This window comes from Hoeflea prorocentri, from assembly GCF_027944115.1.
Classification (GTDB): Bacteria; Pseudomonadota; Alphaproteobacteria; order Rhizobiales; family Rhizobiaceae; genus Hoeflea_A; species Hoeflea_A prorocentri.
Map to the genome: position 1 here is coordinate 1,444,040 of NZ_JAPJZI010000001.1, position 19,625 is coordinate 1,463,664.

General features: G+C 57.4%; 21 protein-coding genes. 20 read left to right on the forward strand and 1 reads right to left on the reverse strand.

Annotated elements, in window-relative coordinates:
• The first annotated feature begins 147 nt into the window (after window positions 1-147).
• From OQ273_RS06660 to OQ273_RS06755, 20 genes are all read left to right on the forward strand, one after another.
• A complete protein-coding gene (locus OQ273_RS06660) occupies window positions 148-513 on the forward strand; it encodes an NADH-quinone oxidoreductase subunit A (protein WP_267989686.1) in 366 nt (121 codons plus the stop codon).
• A complete protein-coding gene (locus tag OQ273_RS06665) occupies window positions 504-1,085 on the forward strand; it encodes a NuoB/complex I 20 kDa subunit family protein (protein ID WP_267989687.1) in 582 nt (193 codons plus the stop codon). The genes OQ273_RS06660 and OQ273_RS06665 overlap by 10 nt, the downstream gene beginning before the upstream one ends.
• Before the next feature lie 9 nt (window positions 1,086-1,094).
• Complete coding sequence (locus tag OQ273_RS06670) at window positions 1,095-1,697, forward strand: NADH-quinone oxidoreductase subunit C (protein WP_267989688.1); 603 nt, start codon at window positions 1,095-1,097, stop codon at window positions 1,695-1,697.
• A gap of 23 nt (window positions 1,698-1,720) precedes the next feature.
• A complete protein-coding gene (locus OQ273_RS06675; RefSeq protein ID WP_267989689.1) occupies window positions 1,721-2,179 on the forward strand; it encodes a GFA family protein in 459 nt (152 codons plus the stop codon).
• Entirely contained in the window at window positions 2,172-3,362 is a 1,191-nt protein-coding gene (locus OQ273_RS06680) for an NADH-quinone oxidoreductase subunit D (protein WP_267989690.1), read from the forward strand. Before OQ273_RS06675 ends, OQ273_RS06680 begins: the two co-directional genes overlap by 8 nt.
• Window positions 3,359-3,619 carry a hypothetical protein gene (locus OQ273_RS06685; RefSeq protein WP_425493351.1) on the forward strand — a complete coding sequence of 87 codons (261 nt, stop codon included), beginning with the start codon at window positions 3,359-3,361 and terminating at the stop codon, window positions 3,617-3,619. Before OQ273_RS06680 ends, OQ273_RS06685 begins: the two co-directional genes overlap by 4 nt.
• A 2-nt stretch (window positions 3,620-3,621) precedes the next feature.
• Window positions 3,622-4,587: an NADH-quinone oxidoreductase subunit NuoE gene (nuoE, locus tag OQ273_RS06690; RefSeq protein ID WP_267989691.1), complete on the forward strand. Its 966-nt coding sequence runs from the start codon at window positions 3,622-3,624 to the stop codon at window positions 4,585-4,587.
• An 11-nt stretch (window positions 4,588-4,598) separates the two neighbouring features.
• Complete coding sequence (gene nuoF, locus OQ273_RS06695; protein ID WP_267989692.1) at window positions 4,599-5,900, forward strand: NADH-quinone oxidoreductase subunit NuoF; 1,302 nt, start codon at window positions 4,599-4,601, stop codon at window positions 5,898-5,900.
• Between the two features lie 53 nt (window positions 5,901-5,953).
• Window positions 5,954-8,035 (forward strand): NADH-quinone oxidoreductase subunit NuoG, encoded by a 2,082-nt coding sequence (gene nuoG / locus OQ273_RS06700; protein WP_267989693.1) that lies wholly within the window; start codon window positions 5,954-5,956, stop codon window positions 8,033-8,035.
• 13 nt (window positions 8,036-8,048) lie between these two features.
• On the forward strand, window positions 8,049-9,101 hold the full coding sequence (gene nuoH / locus OQ273_RS06705; protein WP_267989694.1) for an NADH-quinone oxidoreductase subunit NuoH: 1,053 nt from the start codon (window positions 8,049-8,051) through the stop codon (window positions 9,099-9,101).
• 17 nt (window positions 9,102-9,118) lie between these two features.
• Window positions 9,119-9,607: an NADH-quinone oxidoreductase subunit NuoI gene (gene nuoI / locus OQ273_RS06710; RefSeq protein WP_267989695.1), complete on the forward strand. Its 489-nt coding sequence runs from the start codon at window positions 9,119-9,121 to the stop codon at window positions 9,605-9,607.
• A gap of 124 nt (window positions 9,608-9,731) precedes the next feature.
• Window positions 9,732-10,346, forward strand: coding sequence for an NADH-quinone oxidoreductase subunit J (locus tag OQ273_RS06715; protein WP_267989696.1), 615 nt, complete (start codon window positions 9,732-9,734; stop codon window positions 10,344-10,346).
• Window positions 10,347-10,362: 16 nt separating this feature from the next.
• On the forward strand, window positions 10,363-10,671 hold the full coding sequence (gene nuoK / locus OQ273_RS06720) for an NADH-quinone oxidoreductase subunit NuoK (RefSeq protein WP_267989697.1): 309 nt from the start codon (window positions 10,363-10,365) through the stop codon (window positions 10,669-10,671).
• Between the two features lie 7 nt (window positions 10,672-10,678).
• Window positions 10,679-12,664: an NADH-quinone oxidoreductase subunit L gene (gene nuoL / locus OQ273_RS06725; RefSeq protein ID WP_267989698.1), complete on the forward strand. Its 1,986-nt coding sequence runs from the start codon at window positions 10,679-10,681 to the stop codon at window positions 12,662-12,664.
• Window positions 12,664-14,172: an NADH-quinone oxidoreductase subunit M gene (locus OQ273_RS06730; protein WP_267989699.1), complete on the forward strand. Its 1,509-nt coding sequence runs from the start codon at window positions 12,664-12,666 to the stop codon at window positions 14,170-14,172. Before nuoL ends, OQ273_RS06730 begins: the two co-directional genes overlap by 1 nt.
• 17 nt (window positions 14,173-14,189) lie before the next feature.
• Complete coding sequence (gene nuoN, locus OQ273_RS06735; protein ID WP_267989700.1) at window positions 14,190-15,641, forward strand: NADH-quinone oxidoreductase subunit NuoN; 1,452 nt, start codon at window positions 14,190-14,192, stop codon at window positions 15,639-15,641.
• Window positions 15,642-15,645: 4 nt separating this feature from the next.
• Complete coding sequence (locus OQ273_RS06740; RefSeq protein WP_267989701.1) at window positions 15,646-16,413, forward strand: biotin--[acetyl-CoA-carboxylase] ligase; 768 nt, start codon at window positions 15,646-15,648, stop codon at window positions 16,411-16,413.
• A 5-nt stretch (window positions 16,414-16,418) separates the two neighbouring features.
• Entirely contained in the window at window positions 16,419-18,086 is a 1,668-nt protein-coding gene (locus tag OQ273_RS06745; RefSeq protein ID WP_267989702.1) for a ribonuclease J, read from the forward strand.
• Between the two features lie 26 nt (window positions 18,087-18,112).
• Window positions 18,113-18,517 (forward strand): methylmalonyl-CoA epimerase, encoded by a 405-nt coding sequence (mce, locus tag OQ273_RS06750; protein WP_267989703.1) that lies wholly within the window; start codon window positions 18,113-18,115, stop codon window positions 18,515-18,517.
• A 5-nt stretch (window positions 18,518-18,522) separates the two neighbouring features.
• Entirely contained in the window at window positions 18,523-18,798 is a 276-nt protein-coding gene (locus OQ273_RS06755; RefSeq protein WP_267989704.1) for a DUF1467 family protein, read from the forward strand.
• Here the strand turns inward: OQ273_RS06755 and OQ273_RS06760 are convergent.
• Window positions 18,795-19,247 (reverse strand): GNAT family N-acetyltransferase, encoded by a 453-nt coding sequence (locus tag OQ273_RS06760; RefSeq protein WP_267989705.1) that lies wholly within the window; start codon window positions 19,245-19,247, stop codon window positions 18,795-18,797. The two genes, OQ273_RS06755 and OQ273_RS06760, sit on opposite strands and share 4 nt — an antisense overlap.
• Window positions 19,248-19,625 lie beyond the last annotated feature (378 nt).

Sequence of the window (19,625 nt, forward strand, 5' to 3'; positions counted from 1 at the left end):
ATTTCCGTTGCGGCGGGGTCTCGGTCAATTCGTCGCATTTATGTGTTTCCGAACCGCCATTTGCGTTGACTGCATCGGCTTAATGTGTAAACCCGCACATTGGAATTGTTCGCAACCGCACGGGTGCGAAAATGCAAGGAAACCAAGATGACTGAACTGCTCAGTTCATACCTTCCCATTGTGGTTTTTCTCGGAATTTCGCTGGTTATCGGTTTGGCGCTCCTGATTGCGCCCTTCGCAGTCGCCTACAAGGCGCCCGATCCGGAAAAGCTGTCGGCCTATGAATGCGGGTTTAACGCATTTGACGATGCGAGAATGAAGTTCGACGTACGCTTTTATCTGGTTGCGATCCTGTTCATCATCTTCGATCTGGAGGTTGCATTCCTCTTCCCCTGGGCTGTTTCTTTCAACGATGTGGGCTGGTTCGGATTCTGGTCCATGATGGTTTTTCTGGGAATCCTTACGGTCGGCTTTATCTATGAATGGAAGAAGGGAGCTCTGGAATGGCAGTAGGCGACCGACATTCGACGCTGGTGGCTCAGCAGCCCCGCGGCATCCTTGATCCGGCGACCGGCAAGCCGGTTGGAGCGGACGATCCGTTTTACGGTGAGATCAACAACGAACTTGCCGACAAGGGTTTTCTGGTCACATCCACAGACGAGCTGATCAACTGGTCACGCACCGGTTCGCTTATGTGGATGACGTTCGGTCTTGCATGCTGCGCCGTTGAAATGATGCAAATGTCGATGCCGCGCTACGATGCCGAACGCTTCGGCTTTGCGCCACGCGCATCGCCGCGCCAGTCGGACGTGATGATTGTCGCAGGTACATTAACGAACAAGATGGCGCCTGCGCTGCGCAAGGTCTACGACCAGATGCCCGAACCCCGTTACGTCATCTCCATGGGATCCTGCGCCAATGGCGGCGGCTACTATCATTATTCCTATTCGGTCGTCAGGGGTTGTGACCGGGTTGTGCCGGTCGACATCTATGTTCCTGGCTGCCCGCCGACGGCCGAAGCTCTGTTGTACGGCGTTCTTCTGCTTCAAAAGAAGATACGCCGCACCGGAACAATCGAGAGATAGGGGTGGCAGATGAGCGAAGCGCTTGAAGAACTGGCCTCTTATCTGGAGGAGCGCAAGGGTGAAGCCATCACGGGAACCCAGCTTGCCTTCGATGAACTGACAATCGGCACCACCGCGCAGCAGGTGATATCGCTGCTTACCTTCCTGCGCGACGATGCGCAGTGCCAGTTTGTCAATTTTACCGATTTGTGCGGTGTCGACTGGCCTTCGCGGGTGCGGCGCTTCGATGTCGTTTATCATCTGCTCTCTCCGCGCCAGAACTTGCGCATTCGCGTGAAGCTAGAGGTTGGCGAAGACGAAACAGTACCCTCCGTTACGCCGGTTTATCCCGGCGCAGACTGGTTCGAGCGGGAAGCCTATGACCTTTACGGCATCCTGTTTACAGGCCATCCGGACCTGCGGCGCATTCTCACGGACTACGGGTTCGAGGGGCATCCGCTGCGCAAGGATTTTCCGACCACCGGGTTTGTCGAAGTGCGCTATGACGATGAGGTCAAGCGTGTGGTTTACGAGCCGGTTCAGTTGAAGCAGGAGTTCCGCAACTTCGATTTTCTGTCGCCGTGGGAAAGCGCCGAATATGTGCTGCCCGGTGACGAAAAAGCGAGTGAATAAGAGAGATTGGACCAACAGGCGCAATGACCGAGACACATTCTTCATCTGACGGCGAGAGACTGAGCGCGCGATGCCTTTGTGGCAGCGTACGGTTTTCGGCTGCTCCCGTGAAGGCGGAAACGGGTGTGTGTCATTGCGGCATGTGTCAGCGCTGGGCGGCCGGGCCTTTCTTTGCGGTTGATTGTGGCGACAGCGTTGTTATCGAGTCCGGCGACGATCTTGAGCGTTACGGCTCGTCCGAATGGGGTGAGCGTGGGTTTTGCCGCAAATGCGGTGCGTCCCTTTTCTGGAACATGAAGGGCCATGGCGCCTACCAGGTTTCACTGGCCGCTTTCGAGACGCGGCCTGACGTCCGGTTCACGTCCGAAATCTTTATAGACGAGAAGCCGCACTGTTACGATTTTGCCAACGATACCGAGAAGCTGACCGGAGAGCAGGTGTTCGCGCTGTTCGCCGCTGGGCAGGAAGAATCTCATGACTGAGCACAGCGTACGCAACTTCAACATCAATTTCGGTCCGCAGCACCCGGCTGCGCATGGTGTTCTGCGGCTGGTGCTGGAGCTTGACGGTGAGATCGTCGAGCGGGTGGATCCGCATGTCGGACTGCTTCATCGCGGCACAGAGAAGCTGATCGAGACGAAGACCTATCTTCAGGCCGTTCCCTATTTCGATCGCCTCGACTATGTGGCCCCAATGAACCAGGAACATGCCTTTGCGCTGGCGGTGGAAAAACTTGCCGGCGTTGAAGTGCCGAAGCGCGGGCAGCTCGTGCGTGTTCTTTATTCCGAGATCGGCCGCATCCTTTCGCATCTTCTCAATGTGACGACGCAGGCGCTCGATGTCGGCGCGCTGACCCCGCCGCTGTGGGGTTTTGAGGAACGCGAAAAGCTGATGGTGTTCTATGAGCGGGCATGCGGCGCGCGGTTGCACGCCGCCTATGTGCGGCCCGGCGGCGTTCATCAGGATATTCCGGATCAACTCGTTGAGGATATTGGCAATTGGTGTGATCCGTTCCTCAAGGTGGTCGATGAAATTGAAGCCCTGTTGACCGGCAACCGAATTTTCAAGCAGCGCAATGTCGATATCGGCGTGGTCGAGCTTGACGATTGCTGGGCCTGGGGATTTTCGGGTGTGATGGTTCGTGGATCGGGCGCGGCCTGGGATCTACGCCGCTCCCAGCCCTATGAATGCTACAGCGAGCTGGATTTTGACATTCCGATTGGCAAGAACGGTGATTGTTACGACCGCTATCTCATTCGCATGCAGGAGATGCGCCAGTCCGTCAGGATCATGAAACAGTGTGTCGAGCGTCTTCTCGGTGCTGAAAAGACCGGACCCGTAACATCTATCGACGGCAAGATCGTGCCGCCCAAGAGAGGTGAGATGAAGCGCTCCATGGAAGCGCTGATCCACCACTTCAAACTTTATACCGAAGGCTATCACGTGCCGGAAGGTGAGGTTTACGCCGCCGTTGAAGCGCCCAAGGGCGAGTTCGGCGTCTATCTCGTTTCCGACGGAAGTAACAAGCCATATCGATGCAAGATCAAGGCGCCGGGCTATGCTCATCTGCAAGCCATGGACTTCATCTGCCGCAACCACATGCTGGCTGATGTGTCCGCGATCCTTGGCTCGCTCGACATCGTGTTTGGGGAGGTGGACCGATGATCATCAGAACGTTGTTTACGGCAGTGTTGAGCGTTGTTATGGGATTTGGCGCGGTGCAGGTCGCGGCGGCACAGTCAAGCAGTGGCAGTGGTGTTTCGATGCGGACACTGCTGCAACGCGGATTTGAGATCAAGGCGGCCGCTCCGAATGGCAGCCAATATGTGGTTTTCCTGCAGAAGGGAAAAGCCGCTTATGCATGCGAATTCAAGACTTTAACGTCCTCGCGCTGCGGTGCGATCAATAGCGAGAGCGAATAAGAATGTCCGTACGCCGTCTTGCCGAGGATTCCATTCAGCCAGAGCAGTTCCGGTTCAGCCGGGAAAATGCCGCGTGGGCCAAGGCAACGATCAAGAAATACCCAAAGGGCCGCCAGCAGTCGGCCATTATTCCATTGCTGATGCGGGCGCAGGAACAGGATGGATGGGTCACCAAGGCCGCCATCGAATCCGTCGCCGATATGCTGCAGATGCCGTATATCCGTGCCCTGGAAGTTGCGACGTTCTACACGCAGTTCCAGTTGAAGCCGGTTGGCACGCACGCTCATGTGCAGGTTTGTGGAACAACGCCCTGCATGCTGCGTGGTTCGGAAGACCTTATCAAGGTCTGCAAAAACAAAATCAGCGAACATCAATTTGAAACCAATGAGGCCGGAACGCTCTCTTGGGAAGAGGTTGAATGTCAGGGCGCATGCGTGAATGCGCCGATGGTGATGATCTTCAAGGACGCGTATGAAGATCTGACACCGGAACAACTGGCCGACATTATTGACAGGTTCGAGGCCGGTGAGGGCGAAAACGTTACTCCGGGACCGCAAAACGGACGCCATCTCTCCGCGCCCATTGGCGGCTTGACTACCTTGACCGACGGCAAGGCCAATGCTGGCGCCAAATCAAACGGCAAGGCCGCTGTGAAAGCCCCGAAGAAGCCGAAAGAAGTTGCCGCTTCCGACGGCGTTAAGCCTGCGGCAATGGAAGAGCCGGACGAAAAGGACGATCTGAAGATGCTCTCAGGCGTCGGGCCGAAAATCGAGGGTGTGCTGAACTCGATCGGCATCTTCAAATTCGAGCAGGTTGCTGCCTGGAAAGAGGCGGAATGCGCGTGGGTCGATGGCTTCCTGAAATTCAAGGGGCGCATCGAGCGCGAACAATGGGTCAAGCAGGCCGAAGCGCTCGCCAAAGGCGGCGTTGAGGAATATGTCCGCGTATTCGGCAAGAAGCCGAGGTAGAGGGGATCGTCATGCTGAAAGACAAGGATCGGATCTTTACCAATATCTACGGCCTTAAGGACAAGAGCCTGAAAGGCGCCATGTCGCGCGGGCACTGGGACGGCACCAAGGCGCTGATTGAAAAGGGCCGCGACTGGATCATCGACGAGATGAAGACATCTGGTCTTCGCGGACGCGGCGGCGCCGGTTTTCCGACCGGCCTGAAATGGTCCTTCATGCCGAAGGAATCTGATGGGCGGCCTCACTATCTCGTTGTGAACGCGGATGAATCGGAGCCTGGTACCTGCAAGGACCGCGATATCATGCGCAACGATCCGCACACGCTGATCGAAGGGTGTGTGCTTGCCGGTTTCGCCATGGGTGCTCACACGGCCTACATCTATATTCGCGGCGAATATATGCGCGAACGCGAAGCGTTGCAGGCCGCGATTGACGAATGTTATGACGCGGGACTTCTCGGCAAGAACAACAAATGCGGATGGGACTTTGACGTCTATGTCCACCACGGCGCGGGCGCTTATATCTGCGGCGAGGAAACGGCACTGCTTGAAAGCCTCGAAGGCAAGAAGGGCCAGCCGCGCCTGAAGCCGCCATTTCCGGCCAATGTCGGTCTTTATGGCTGCCCGACCACCGTCAACAATGTGGAATCCATTGCCGTTGCACCAACGATCCTGCGGCGCGGCGGGGCTTGGTTCGCCGGGTTCGGGCGCCAGAACAACCACGGCACGAAGCTCTTTTGTGTTTCCGGGCACGTCAATCAGCCGGCAACCTTCGAGGAAGAGATGTCCATCCCGTTCCGCGAAATGATCGACCGTCACTGCGGCGGCATTCGCGGCGGCTGGGATAATCTGCTTGCCGTTATTCCGGGTGGTTCTTCGGTCCCGTGCGTGCCTGCCGACCAGATTATCGACTGCCCGATGGATTTTGACAGCCTGCGGGATCTGCAATCAGGTCTTGGGACGGCTGCAGTGATCGTGATGGATCGCTCGACCGATATCATCAAGGCGATTGCGCGGCTTGCCTATTTCTACAAGCACGAAAGCTGCGGCCAGTGCACACCTTGCCGAGAGGGCACTGGCTGGATGTGGCGGGTGATGGAGCGCATGGCCATCGGCAATGCGCAGAAAAAAGAAATCGACATGCTGTTTGACGTGACCAAACAGGTTGAGGGACACACGATCTGTGCGCTCGGGGATGCTGCGGCCTGGCCGATCCAGGGTCTTATCAGGCATTTCCGCCCGGAGATTGAAAAGCGCATCGACGAATACACGCACAATGCCGGAAAGGCTCCGGCGCTTGAGGCAGCCGAATAGGCTGTTGCCGACGGAGTAAGGGGTAGGCGGGAAACCGCGGAACTGGACGAAACATGGCGAAAATCAAGGTAGACGGGAACGAGGTCGAGGTGCCGGATCACTACACGCTTCTTCAGGCGTGTGAGGAAGCCGGCGCTCAGGTTCCGCGTTTCTGTTTTCACGAGCGGCTGTCGATCGCTGGCAATTGCCGCATGTGCCTCGTCGAGGTCAAGGGCGGGCCGCCGAAACCCGCCGCATCCTGCGCCATGGGTGTGCGTGATCTGCGCCCCGGACCGGACGGCGAGCCGCCGGAAGTCTTCACAAATACGCCGATGGTCAAAAAGGCGCGCGAAGGCGTGATGGAATTCCTCTTGATCAACCATCCGCTTGACTGCCCGATCTGCGACCAGGGCGGTGAATGTGACCTGCAGGATCAGGCGATGGCCTTTGGCGTCGATTCCTCGCGCTTCCATGAGAACAAGCGTGCGGTCGAAGACAAATATATCGGGCCGCTGGTCAAGACCATCATGACGCGCTGCATTCATTGTACGCGCTGTGTCCGGTTCACAACGGAAGTTGCGGGTATCTCGGAGCTCGGTCTTATCGGCCGGGGCGAAGACGCTGAAATCACCACCTATCTGGAACATGCGATGACGTCCGAACTCCAGGGCAATGTCATCGACCTTTGCCCGGTGGGTGCGCTGACGTCGAAGCCCTACGCGTTTCAGGCGCGTCCATGGGAACTCGACAAGACTGAAACCATCGATGTGATGGATGCCTGCGGCTCGGCCATTCGTGTCGACACGCGCGGCAGGGAAGTCATGCGCATCATGCCGCGCGTCAATGAGGCCATCAATGAGGAATGGATCTCCGACAAGACGCGCTTTGTCTGGGACGGTCTGAAGACACAGCGGCTGGACCGGCCATTCGTCAAGCGGAACGGGCGGCTTCAGCCTGCGAGCTGGCAAGAGGCGTTTGCGGCTGTCAAACAGGCGGTCGACGGTACATCAGGCGAGAAGATCGGCGCCATTGCCGGTGATCTGTCGACGGTCGAAGAGATGTTTGCGCTCAAACAACTGATGGCCGCGAGCGGATCGCACAATGTCGACTGCCGCCAGGACGGATCGGCTCTCGCCCCGGCAAATGGCCGCGCCAGCTATATCTTCAATCCGACGATCGAGGGCATCGAGGATGCCGATGCTCTTCTCATCATCGGTGCGAACCCGCGGTATGAAGCGTCAATTTTGAATGCGCGTATCCGCAAGCGCTGGCGGATGGGCGATTTCCCGATCGCTCTGATCGGCGAGCAGGTCGACCTTCGCTACGACTATGAGTATCTCGGCGCTGGACCGGAAACGCTGTCCGAGCTCATTGCCGGCAGCAACAAGTTTGCTGCCAAGCTCAAGCGGGCCAAGAAGCCGATGATCATCGTGGGGCAGGGAGCCCTGGCACGCGCCGATGGGGCAGCTGTTCTTTCGCAGGCCGCCAACCTTGCGGAAACAGTCAAGGCGGTTTCCGGTGACTGGAACGGTTTTGCCGTTCTGCACACGGCTGCCAGCCGGGTTGGCGGGCTGGATGTCGGCTTCGTTCCGGGAGAGGGCGGCAAGGATGCAGCGTCGATGCTGACCGACATGGACGTGCTGTTCCTTCTGGGTGCGGATGAGTTGGATATGACGAAACGCACATCCGGCTTTACCGTCTATATCGGCAGCCACGGCGATGTTGGCGCCCATCATGCCGATGTGATCCTGCCGGGTTCGACCTATACCGAGAAGTCGGGCATCTACGTCAATACAGAAGGGCGCGTCCAATATGGATCGCGCGCTGCTTTTGCGCCCGGAGAGGCCAAGGAGGACTGGGCCATTCTAAGGGCGCTTTCGGACGTTCTTGGCAAAACATTGCCGTTTGACTCGCTTTCTCAACTGCGTACCGCGCTCAACGAGGCCTATCCGCATTTTGCCGATGCGGATCAGGTTGCTCCGGCGGATGCGGCAGACATTGGAAAACTTGCTGCCAGCGGCGGCAAGATGGATGCGGCCGGTTTTCAGTCGACCGTTTCCGATTTCTACCTGACCAACCCGATAGCCCGTGCTTCAGCGGTCATGGCCGAGTGCTCGTCACTTGCCCGCGACGCCGGCAAGGTCGCAGCCGAATAGGGACACGGACGAGATGACCTTCGACGCATTTGTCACAAACTATGTCTGGCCCGGGCTGATCATGATCGGTCAGTCGCTGCTTTTGCTGGTGGCGCTGCTGATTTTCATCGCCTACGTCCTTTATGCTGACCGCAAGATCTGGGCGGCCGTGCAAATGCGGCGCGGACCCAATGTTGTTGGCCCCTGGGGTCTCTTCCAATCCTTTGCGGACCTTCTGAAGTTCGTCTTCAAGGAGCCGATTATCCCGGCCGGCGCCAACAAAGGTGTGTTCTTGCTGGCGCCGCTGGTTTCGGTGACCCTGGCGCTCGCCGCCTGGGCCGTTATTCCGGTGGCGGAAGGTTGGGCGGTTGCCTCCATCAATGTCGGCATTCTCTATGTCTTTGCCATCTCATCGCTTGAGGTCTACGGCGTCATCATGGGCGGCTGGGCCTCCAACTCCAAATACGCCTTCCTCGGGGCGCTGCGGTCGGCGGCGCAGATGGTGTCCTATGAAGTCTCCATCGGTTTTGTCATCATCACGGTTCTGCTGTGTGTCGGTTCCCTGAACCTGACGGAAATCGTGCTGTCGCAGCAAACCGGTCTCGGTACGATGCTTGGGCTGCCGAACAGTTTCCTTGACTGGCACTGGCTGGGACTGTTCCCGATGTTCATCATCTTCTTCATCTCAGCGCTTGCCGAGACAAACCGGCCGCCCTTCGACCTGCCGGAAGCGGAATCGGAACTGGTTGCGGGTTTCATGGTCGAATACGGCTCCACTCCGTACATGATGTTCATGCTCGGTGAATATGCAGCCATCGTCCTGATGTGCTCCCTGACCACCATTCTTTTCCTCGGTGGCTGGTTGCCGCCGGTCGATTTCTGGCTGCTCAACTGGGTTCCGGGCATTGTCTGGTTTGTCCTCAAAGTCTGCTTTGTCTTCTTCATGTTCTCCATGGTGAAGGCGTTCGTCCCGCGCTACCGCTACGACCAACTGATGCGGCTTGGCTGGAAGGTCTTCCTTCCGATCTCGCTGGCCATGGTCGTCATCGTGGCTTTTGTACTCAAACTGACCGGCTGGTCCGCCTGAAGGGAAGGATAGGGACAATGTCACTCGCACAAGCCGCCAGATCGGTTTTCCTGAAAGAGTTCGCAGAGGCGTTCGTTCTTTCGATGCGCTATTTCTTCCGGCCAAAGGCGACGGTGAACTACCCCTATGAAAAGGGGCCCGTGAGCCCGCGCTTCAGGGGAGAGCATGCGTTGCGGCGTTATCCGAACGGCGAAGAGCGCTGCATTGCCTGCAAACTTTGCGAGGCGATCTGTCCGGCGCAGGCCATCACCATCGAAGCCGGCCCGCGCCGCAACGACGGAACACGCAGAACCGTGCGTTACGATATCGATATGGTCAAATGCATCTATTGCGGCTTTTGCCAGGAAGCCTGTCCGGTGGATGCGATTGTCGAGGGGCCGAACTTCGAATTCGCGACGGAAACCCGCGAAGAGCTGTACTACGACAAGGACAAGCTGCTTGAAAACGGTGACCGGTGGGAGCGGGAAATCGCTCGCAATATTGCAATGGACGCTCCCTATCGGTGAGCGTCCGGCTGCGCCGCCGAGGGGCGGGGCGGCAAATTAAGTCTCACGCCGGTCCACTCCGGCGGTTCAATTCGGAAACCGGCACACCCAAGCTGGTTTCGGGGGAAACGAAAAGGCACAGATCATGGGTCTCCAGGCTCTGTTTTTCTACCTGTTCTCGGCGATCGCCATCGCGGCGGCGTTTATGGTCATATCGGCACGCAATCCGGTGCATTCGGTGCTGTTCCTGATTCTGACTTTCTTTAATGCCGCCGGGCTGTTCCTGCTGGCCGGCGCCGAGTTTCTGGCGCTCATCCTTGTTGTCGTCTATGTGGGCGCTGTTGCGGTGCTCTTCCTCTTTGTCGTCATGATGCTCGACATTGATTTTGCCGAACTTCGCTCCGGTGTCATGGAATATGCGCCGGTCGGAGCGCTGGTGGGTTTCATCCTGGCGGCCGAGCTTGTGCTGGTACTGGCCAGCAATGCTTTCACGGTCGAGCCGGTGGCCAATGCAACGCAGCCTATCCCCGATCTCAACGAGGTCCCCAACATCCAGGCTCTAGGAGACATTCTCTATACGGATTATGTCCACTTCTTCCAGGCCGCGGGCATGATCCTTCTTGTTGCAATGATCGGCGCCATCGTCTTGACGCTGCGCCACAAGGAGAATGTGAAGCGGCAGGATGTGTCGGCGCAGGTGGCCAGAACGCCGGAAACGGCGATCGAGGTCGTCAAAGTGAAGCCCGGGCAGGGCATATAGGCGGTTAGGAACAAGCATGGAAATCGGACTTTCCCATTATCTGACGGTCGGTGCCATCCTGTTCACGCTCGGCGTGTTCGGCATCTTCCTGAACCGCAAGAATGTCATCGTCATCTTGATGTCGATCGAGTTGATCCTGCTCGCCGTGAACCTGAACTTCATCGCGTTCGCCCAGCATCTCAACGATCTGGTCGGGCAGATATTCGCGCTGTTCGTTCTGACTGTCGCTGCGGCCGAAGCGGCCATCGGGCTGGCGATCCTTGTTGTCTTCTACCGTAATCGCGGCTCGATTGCCGTTGAAGACGTAAACATGATGAAGGGCTGAGCGGGCGATGTATCACACCATTGTTTTCTTCCCTCTGCTGGGAGCAATCATTGCCGGGTTTTTCGGCCGCTCCATAGGCGCGCGCGCCTCGGAATACGTGACCTGCGGCATCATGGTCATAGTCGCTTTTTTGTCCTGGATCGCTTTTTTCCAAGTGGCACTCGGCCATGGTGACATGATCCAGATCGAAGTCCTGCCATGGATCGTGGCCGGCACGCTCGACATCGACTGGGCGCTTCGCATCGACACGCTGACGGCGGTAATGCTGGTGGTTGTCAATACGGTCTCCTGTCTGGTGCATATTTATTCGATCGGATACATGCATCACGACCCGCACCGCCCGCGCTTTTTTGCCTATCTGTCGCTGTTTACCTTCGCCATGCTCATGCTGGTGACGTCGGACAATCTGGTCCAGATGTTCTTCGGTTGGGAAGGTGTTGGCCTCGCGTCCTATCTGCTGATCGGCTTCTGGTATAAAAAGCCGTCCGCCAATGCGGCGGCTATGAAGGCCTTTATCGTCAACCGCGTGGGTGACTTCGGCTTTTCACTTGGTATCTTCGGTATCTTTGTGCTGTTCGGCTCGGTGTCGATGGATGTCATCTTTGCCGGCACGGCGGACTTCCTGCCGGGCGCCGAAGCAAGAACGTCTGATGCATTCTTCGAGTTTTTCGGCATTGAGATGAACAAGGCCGATGCACTGACGACAGTCTGTATCCTGCTCTTCATCGGCGCCATGGGCAAATCCGCCCAGTTCCTGCTGCACACATGGCTGCCGGACGCCATGGAAGGCCCGACACCTGTTTCGGCGCTCATCCACGCTGCGACCATGGTCACCGCAGGCGTCTTCATGGTGGCGCGTATGTCGCCGATCTTCGAGCTTTCGACCGACGCTCTGACAGTGGTTGTGATCATCGGTTCGATAACCGCGTTCTTTGCCGCAACGGTGGGGCTCGTTCAAAACGATATCAAGCGGGTCATTGCCTATTCAACCTGTTCGCAGCTTGGATACATGTTCGTGGCACTGGGCATCGGGGCCTATGGCGCGGGCATATTTCACCTGTTCACGCACGCCTTTTTCAAGGCGCTGTTGTTCCTCGGCGCCGGTTCAGTCATCCACGCTGTGTCCGATGAGCAGGACATGCGCCGTATGGGCGGTCTACGGAAACATATTCCAACGACCTACTGGATGATGATCATCGGCACGCTGGCGCTCACCGGGTTCGGCATACCGTTCACGGCGCTCGGAACGGCGGGCTTCTTCTCCAAGGACGCCATCATCGAATCGGCCTTCGTCGCGCACAGCCCGGCTGCCGGCTTCGCCTTCGTCATGCTCGTCATCGCCGCGACATTCACCAGCTTCTATTCCTGGCGTCTGATCTTCATGACGTTCCATGGCAAACCGAGAGCTTCGTCTGATGTCATGCACCACGTACATGAATCACCCATGGTGATGCTGGCACCGCTCTTCATCCTGGCGGCGGGTGCCTTGTTTGCAGGCATGCTCTTTATCGGAGACTTCTTCGGTCACCACTATGAAGCCTTCTGGAACGGGGCACTGTTTACACTGCCCGACAATCATATTGTTCATGAGTTCCACAACGTGCCGGCCTGGGTGAAGCTGAGTCCGTTCACAGCCATGGTCGTCGGCTTTGCATTTGCCTGGCTTTTCTATATCCGCTCGCCTGAAATCCCGAAAGAACTGGCGGTACAGCACCGCGGCCTCTATCAGTTCCTGCTCAACAAATGGTATTTCGATGAGCTCTACGACATCCTTTTCGTACGCTCCTCCAAGTGGCTCGGCCACTTCCTTTGGACGAAGGGCGACGGGTGGCTTATCGATGGGTTCGGGCCAGACGGGATCGCAAAACGCGTTCAACAGATTACCGGCCGCATCGTGCGACTGCAGACCGGATACCTCTATCACTATGCCTTCGCGATGTTGATTGGTGTTGCTGCACTGATCACGTGGATGATGCTCGGGAGTAACGTGTGATGATTGACTGGCCGATTCTCTCAACGGTCACATTTATTCCGCTTGTCGGCGTACTCCTGATTCTGCTGATCCGCGACGACGGCGAAACAGGCCGCCGCAACATACGCAATGTGGCATTGATCGTTACCTCCTTTAACTTCCTGCTCTCGCTGGTGGTCTGGGCGGCTTTCGACGACTCGATCGTCGGCTTCCAGATGGTGGAGAAGGCGCAGTGGCTGGATTCCGGCATCTCGTATCACATGGGCGTCGACGGCATTTCCATGCTGTTCGTCGTCCTGACCGCTTTCCTCATGCCACTATGTGTGCTGGCGAGCTGGGAAACCATCCAGACACGCCTCAAGGCCTATATGATCGCGTTTCTGATCCTGGAAACGCTGGTTATCGGTGCCTTCTGTGCGCTCGACATCGTTCTCTTCTACGTCTTCTTCGAAGGCGGCCTTATTCCGATGTTCATCATCATTGGCGTCTGGGGCGGCCAGCGCCGGATCTACGCGGCCTTCAAGTTCTTCCTCTATACGCTGGTCGGATCGGTGCTCATGCTGCTGGCCATCATGGCCATGTACTGGAATGCCGGCACGACCTCGATCCCGGAGATGCTGGCGCATAATTTCCCGGTCGGGATGCAGCATTGGCTGTGGCTGGCCTTCTTCGCATCCTTTGCTGTCAAGCTGCCGCTCTGGCCGGTTCATACCTGGCTGCCGGATGCGCACGTCGAAGCGCCGACGGCAGGGTCGGTCATTCTGGCCGGCATCCTGCTGAAGCTCGGCGGTTACGGTTTCATCCGCTTCTCGCTGCCGATGTTCCCGGTCGCCTCGGTTGATCTTTGGCCCCTGATCTTCACGCTGTCGGTTGTCGCCATCATCTGGGCTTCACTCGTCGCGATGATGCAGCAGGATATCAAGAAGCTGATCGCCTATTCCTCCGTTGCCCATATGGGCTACGTCAAGATGGGTATCTTTTCAGCGAACGCGCAGGGCGTGACCGGCGCGATATACACCATGCTCTCGCACGGTCTTGTGTCTTCGGCGCTCTTCCTTTGCGTCGGCGTCATCTATGACCGCGCTCATACGCGCGAAATCGCTGCCTATGGCGGGCTGGTCAACAACATGCCGAAATACGCCGTGGTGTTCATGGTCTTCGCGATGGCGAATGTCGGATTACCGGGGACCTCCGGGTTTGTCGGGGAATTCCTTGTGCTTATCGGTGCGTTCCAGATCAGCAGTTGGATTGCCATCTTCGCGACCCTCGGGGTTATCCTCTCGGCGGCCTATATGTTGTGGCTCTACCGGCGGGTAATCTTCGGAGCACTGGAGAAGGAAAACCTCAAATCCTTGCTGGATCTGTCGACCCGCGAAAAGGTGATCCTTTATCCGCTGGCGATCCTGATCGTTTTCTTCGGCGTCTATCCGCTTCCGGTCTTCGATGTAACTGCCGTGACTGTCGACGCGCTGATCAACAACTACAATGCCGCGCTTGAGGCCGCCAACGGCCTGGCGCTCGCGGACTGACGAAGGGTGCTTGCGAAATGACTCCTGAACTCCTCGTAGCAAGCCTGCAGCTGACGATACCGGAATTGATGCTTGCCGTCGGCTCGATGGTCCTGTTGATGATCGGGGTCTTTTCCGGCAATCGTTCGTCGACGATGGTGACGGGGCTTGCCGTTGCGCTTCTCATTATTTCCGGTTTGTGGCTGGTTCTTGTGTCCGGCGAAGGTCTGGCCTTTGGCGGTTCGTTCCTTCAGGACCCGTTTGCCCGGTTCATGAAGGTGCTGACCCTGATCGGGTCCATTACTGCGATGGTGATGGCGGTCGGTCATGCGCAGGAGGAGCAGATCGACCGGTTTGAGTTCCCGGTCCTTATCGTACTCGCCACGCTCGGCATGATGCTGATGATCTCGGCGAATGACCTGATTGCGCTTTATCTTGGCATCGAGCTGCAGTCCCTGGCCCTTTATGTCATCGCAGCGATCAACCGTGACAGTGCCCGTTCAACGGAGGCCGGACTGAAATATTTTGTCCTCGGCGCCCTGTCATCGGGCATGCTTCTTTACGGCGCGTCGCTGATTTACGGGTTCACCGGACATATCGGATTTGAGGAAATTGCTGAAACGCTGGCGAGCGGCGATCGCTCCCTCGGCGTGATCTTCGGCCTTGTCTTCCTGCTCGCCGGTATCGCGTTCAAGATTTCCGCGGTTCCGTTCCACATGTGGACGCCGGATGTCTATGAGGGCGCGCCGACACCGGTCACTGCTTTTTTTGCAGCTGCACCCAAAATCGCGGCCATGGCCATGCTGGTGCGTATCGTCATCGAAGCCTTTGAGCCGGTCGCGTTGGACTGGCAGCAGATCATCGTCTTCATCTCGATCGCCTCCATGGTGCTTGGTGCGTTTGCCGCGATCGGTCAACGCAACATCAAACGGCTGATGGCTTATTCGTCGATCGGCCATATGGGCTATGCGCTTGTCGGTCTGGCAGCCGGCTCCCAGGTTGGCGTGCGGGGTGTCGCCATCTACATGCTGATTTACATGGTGACCACCCTCGGCACTTTTGCCTGCATATTGGCCATGCGGCGTAAGGAAGAGGGCAATGTCGAGCAAATCGATGACCTCTCCGGGCTTGCGTCGACCAATCCGCTGATGGCGACCGTGTTGACCGTTTTCATGTTCTCGCTGGCAGGCATTCCGCCGCTTGCCGGATTCTTCGCCAAATATTTCGTCTTTCTTGCTGCGATCGAATCCGGCCTTTATGCGCTGGCTGTGATCGGCGTGCTGGCCTCTGTTGTGGGTGCCTACTATTACCTGCGCATCGTCAAAATCATGTGGTTTGACGAGGCAGGGGAGAGTTTTGTTCCCGTTTCGGGCGAATTGCGTCTGGTGATGGGCGTGTCGGGCCTGTTTGTCATCGGTTATGTACTGGTCGGTGGACCGATCGGGCAGGCGGCCGGGGTTGCGGCCAAGACGCTGTTTATAGCCGGGTGACGGATTGAACGACCCGTCTTCCGAATTCAGGCATATTGCGCTCGGAGACGTCGATTCGACAAATCTGGAATGCTTGCGCCGGGCTCGTGAGGGTGACCCAGGCGGATTGTGGGTCACCGCCAACCGGCAGGTCAAAGGCCGGGCACGGCGTGGACGCGGCTGGGTATCGGAGCCGGGCAACCTTTATTCATCGCTTTTGCTGATTGATCCTGCCGACCCCGCAGCACTCGCCAGCCTGCCGTTGGTCATTGCGGTTGCTGCTCACGCAGCCATCTCGAGAGTGTTGCCGCCGGGCGCTGCAAAACCGACAATCAAATGGCCGAACGATGTGCTGATCAACGGCGCCAAGGTGTCCGGTATCCTGCTGGAGGGTGAGAGGCTGGCAGATGGCCGTATGGCGGTTGTGATCGGCTGTGGCATAAATGTGGCCCATGCACCCGAAGGTGTTATATATCCCACGACAACTCTTCAGGCACAGGGCGCGTCTGTCTCTGCTGAAGAGCTCTTTGCAAGACTTTACCAATCGATGGGCGAGGGCCTTGCGGCCTGGAACAGGGGGCGCGGCATCTCGTCCATAAGACAGGCTTGGCTTGAGAATGCCGAAGGTTTAGGAAAGACAATCACGGTCAATCTGCCGGCGGAGTCCATCGTCGGCACATTCAGGGACATCGATCAGTCCGGTTGCCTCGTGCTTGTCGACAAGGACAACAGAATTAAAACGATTGCGGCCGGGGATGTGTTCTTTGGTCAGTCGAACTCAAACGCGCTGTAGATAACATGGCATCCAAGGACGAACTCGTATTCCTGCCGCTTGGCGGCGTTGGCGAAATCGGCATGAACCTTGCGCTTTACGGCTTCGGGCCGAAGGGGAAGCGTGAGTGGCTGATGGTCGATTGCGGTGTCACGTTCCCCGGGCCGGATCTTCCGGGTGTCGACCTCGTTCTGCCGGATATCCGCTATATCGAAGATGAAAAGATAGATCTCAAAGCCATTGTGATCACCCATGCGCATGAGGATCACTACGGTGCGCTGGCGGACCTTTGGCCCTATCTCGGCGCTCCGGTCTATGTCACACCGTTTACGGCGGGCATGCTGGAAGCCAAGCGGGCTTATGAAGGCAATGTCGAGGCCGTACCTGTCAAGACATTCAATGCTGGCGATACGTTTCAGGTCGGGCCGTTTTCCATTGAAGCGGTGGCGGTCAGCCACTCCATCCCGGAGCCCGTTTCGCTTGTTATCACAACACCTGTCGGACGTGTGGTCCACACGGGAGACTGGAAAATCGACGATGCGCCGTCACTTGGTCCGCTGGCCGACGAAGAGCGGTTCCGGGCCGTCGGCGACGATGGTGTTCTTGCGCTCATTTGCGATTCGACCAATGCGCTGCGCGATGGCGTCTCACCTTCGGAAGAAGATGTCGGGCACAGTCTTCAAAGCATTATCAGCGCTGCGCGGGGCCGGGTTGCCATCACCACGTTTTCTTCAAATGTGGGGCGCATTCGCTCTGTTGCTGAAGCCGCGAGGGATGCAGGCCGCAGGGTTCTGCTGCTGGGCAGTTCGATCAAGCGTGTTGTCGATGTCGCCACGGGCCTTGGCTATATGGATGGGCTTCCTCCCTTTGTCGATGAAGACGAATTCGACCTAATTCAGCGCGACAAGATCGTGATTATCCTGACCGGCAGCCAGGGTGAATCGCGTGCGGCTCTGGCCAAGATGGCCCGTGACGAGATGCGCCGGGTCATGCTCAACGCCGGCGACACGGTCGTCTTTTCCTCGCGCACCATACCAGGCAATGAAAAGCCCATCCTCGATATCAAGAACGCACTGATCGATCAGGGTATCGACATAGTCACCGATGACGACGCGCTGGTGCATGTCTCGGGTCATCCGAGACGCAACGAACTGCAGCGGATGTATGATTGGACCCGCCCGCAGATTGTCGTTCCGGTTCACGGCGAAGCGGCGCATCTGGTTGCCCAGGCTCAATTTGCCCGTGAGTGCGGCATCGAGACCGTTCCACCCGTTCGCAATGGCGACGTGCTCAGGCTTGCACCCGGGCCGGCCGAGATCATTGATGAAGCGCCTCATGGGCGGATTTACAAAGACGGCGATCTGATCGGCGATTTCGAAGAAATGGGTGTTGGGGAACGGCGCAAGCTCTCCTTTGTCGGACATATCGCCGTCAGCGTTATCCTCAGCAACAAGCATGAGATCATCGGAAACCCTTCAGTGAAACCTTTCGGCCTGCCGGAGGTTGATGAAAACGGAGACCTGCTGTCGGACAGGCTGGAGGAAGCAGCGGTAAGCGCGATCGAGAGCATACCGAGGGTTCGCCGGCGCGATCTTGATGTCGTACGCGAATCCGTGCGGCGTGCGGTTCGGGCTGCCGCCCGGGATGTCTGGGGCAAGAAGCCTGTCATGACTGTGTTTGTTTCCAGGGTATAGAGCCGAACTTAAAGGGGGCAGCCAAGATGATCGGCAGATTGAACCACGTGGCGATTGCCGTGCCTGACCTTGAGAAGGCGGCGGCGGTTTACCGGGCGGCCCTGGGCGCGGCGGTGTCCGACGCGATGGCGTTGCCTGACCACGGCGTGACGGTGGTGTTTGTCGAACTCGACAACACCAAGGTCGAACTGCTTGAACCGCTGGGCGAGAATTCGCCGATCGCCTCCTACCTGGAAAAGAATCCTGCCGGCGGCATGCATCACATCTGCTACGAGGTGCCCGACATTCTAGCGGCGCGCGACCGTCTCAAAGCGGACGGCGCGCGTGTTCTCGGCGATGGAGAGCCAAAGATCGGTGCGCATGGAAAGCCGGTGCTGTTCCTTCATCCGAAGGATTTTTGCGGCACGCTCGTTGAACTGGAGCAGGTCTGAGCAAGATGACCATACTGACGGCCATTGCAGTTTATTTCATAATCTGGTGGATCACGCTGTTTGCCGTCCTGCCGATCGGTGTGCGCACGCAGGCGGATGAAAGCGATGTGACGCTGGGAACAACGGAAAGCGCGCCGTTGCGATTGCAGATGCGCAAAAAACTCGTGCTGACGAGTATTGTCGCGGCGATTATTTTCGCCATCTACTTTGTGTTGACCGAAGCTTTCGGCATTTCAGTCGATTCCATTCCGCGCATCGTACCTGATTTTTCCGAGCGCTAGGTTGTTTTGACGGCTTTTTCGAAAAAGACGCGATCGAAACCCTTCTCGTTCTTCCTGCCGATTTCCCGATATCCCAAAGCCGGGTAAAGCGTCAGGTTCCTCCTCATCTTTTCATGGGTGAAAAGTCGCACGGCCCGCAGCTTTTGTCTGGCTGCCTCTGTCTCCACATAGTCCATCAGTTGCCGTCCATAGCCGCGGCCATGGTGTGCCGGATCGACAGCGACGCTCCATAGAAGCATGCAATCGTCCTGGCGGTAAAAAACGACATGGCCGCGCGGGCGTGGATCGCAAATGAGGAAGACGTTTTGCTTAGCGATGAAATCAGCGTAGTCGGCGTCCATGGGGGCCGGCTTGCGGCCGATAATATCGATGTAGTGCTCGTAGGCCTTGCGGGCGCAATCGACAACGGAATTGAGATCCGCCGGAGTGGCAAGACGGATGTCGGCCATGGTGCAGCATCCTCTTTCTTATTGGTCTAACGGACGGCGGCCTGGGGTTGGTTAAAAGCACCCGTAAGTCTGATTCAATGCTTTGATCCCCGTGGTTATCCGGTCTCCGGGTTGCAGCAGGGCAAAAAAAAACAAGGCACGGAGCCTTGTATTTTAATTATCGCGTCGATCGTTTACCGATTGCTCGGCGGCTGCAGGTCAAACCGCGCCTTAGATCCATCCTCCCAAGACTTTGACCGCGAAACGGACAGAGGTCATTTGCCTCTGTCTCATTGGTGGTGGAAACTAGACCATTGTTTGCGTGCTGTCACCTGAAAAGTGACATTTTTATCGCGGTCGAGAATTTTTTTGTCGGACGCTTGATTTCAACTTTGTCGC

Excerpts from the sequence above, each read along its gene's own strand:
- OQ273_RS06675 (WP_267989689.1), top strand. The coding sequence starts at position 1,721 with ATGACCGAGACACATTCTTCATCTGACGGCGAGAGACTGAGCGCGCGA.
- nuoE (WP_267989691.1), top strand. The coding sequence starts at position 3,622 with ATGTCCGTACGCCGTCTTGCCGAGGATTCCATTCAGCCAGAGCAGTTC.
- OQ273_RS06745 (WP_267989702.1), top strand. The coding sequence starts at position 16,419 with ATGGCATCCAAGGACGAACTCGTATTCCTGCCGCTTGGCGGCGTTGGC.
- OQ273_RS06670 (WP_267989688.1), top strand. The coding sequence starts at position 1,095 with ATGAGCGAAGCGCTTGAAGAACTGGCCTCTTATCTGGAGGAGCGCAAG.
- nuoK (WP_267989697.1), top strand. The coding sequence starts at position 10,363 with ATGGAAATCGGACTTTCCCATTATCTGACGGTCGGTGCCATCCTGTTC.
- OQ273_RS06730 (WP_267989699.1), top strand. The coding sequence starts at position 12,664 with ATGATTGACTGGCCGATTCTCTCAACGGTCACATTTATTCCGCTTGTC.
- nuoF (WP_267989692.1), top strand. The coding sequence starts at position 4,599 with ATGCTGAAAGACAAGGATCGGATCTTTACCAATATCTACGGCCTTAAG.
- OQ273_RS06680 (WP_267989690.1), top strand. The coding sequence starts at position 2,172 with ATGACTGAGCACAGCGTACGCAACTTCAACATCAATTTCGGTCCGCAG.
- OQ273_RS06715 (WP_267989696.1), top strand. The coding sequence starts at position 9,732 with ATGGGTCTCCAGGCTCTGTTTTTCTACCTGTTCTCGGCGATCGCCATC.
- nuoN (WP_267989700.1), top strand. The coding sequence starts at position 14,190 with ATGACTCCTGAACTCCTCGTAGCAAGCCTGCAGCTGACGATACCGGAA.
- OQ273_RS06665 (WP_267989687.1), top strand. The coding sequence starts at position 504 with ATGGCAGTAGGCGACCGACATTCGACGCTGGTGGCTCAGCAGCCCCGC.
- OQ273_RS06685 (WP_425493351.1), top strand. The coding sequence starts at position 3,359 with ATGATCATCAGAACGTTGTTTACGGCAGTGTTGAGCGTTGTTATGGGA.
- nuoL (WP_267989698.1), top strand. The coding sequence starts at position 10,679 with ATGTATCACACCATTGTTTTCTTCCCTCTGCTGGGAGCAATCATTGCC.
- OQ273_RS06755 (WP_267989704.1), top strand. The coding sequence starts at position 18,523 with ATGACCATACTGACGGCCATTGCAGTTTATTTCATAATCTGGTGGATC.
- nuoG (WP_267989693.1), top strand. The coding sequence starts at position 5,954 with ATGGCGAAAATCAAGGTAGACGGGAACGAGGTCGAGGTGCCGGATCAC.
- nuoI (WP_267989695.1), top strand. The coding sequence starts at position 9,119 with ATGTCACTCGCACAAGCCGCCAGATCGGTTTTCCTGAAAGAGTTCGCA.
- OQ273_RS06760 (WP_267989705.1), bottom strand. The coding sequence starts at position 19,247 with ATGGCCGACATCCGTCTTGCCACTCCGGCGGATCTCAATTCCGTTGTC.
- nuoH (WP_267989694.1), top strand. The coding sequence starts at position 8,049 with ATGACCTTCGACGCATTTGTCACAAACTATGTCTGGCCCGGGCTGATC.
- OQ273_RS06660 (WP_267989686.1), top strand. The coding sequence starts at position 148 with ATGACTGAACTGCTCAGTTCATACCTTCCCATTGTGGTTTTTCTCGGA.
- mce (WP_267989703.1), top strand. The coding sequence starts at position 18,113 with ATGATCGGCAGATTGAACCACGTGGCGATTGCCGTGCCTGACCTTGAG.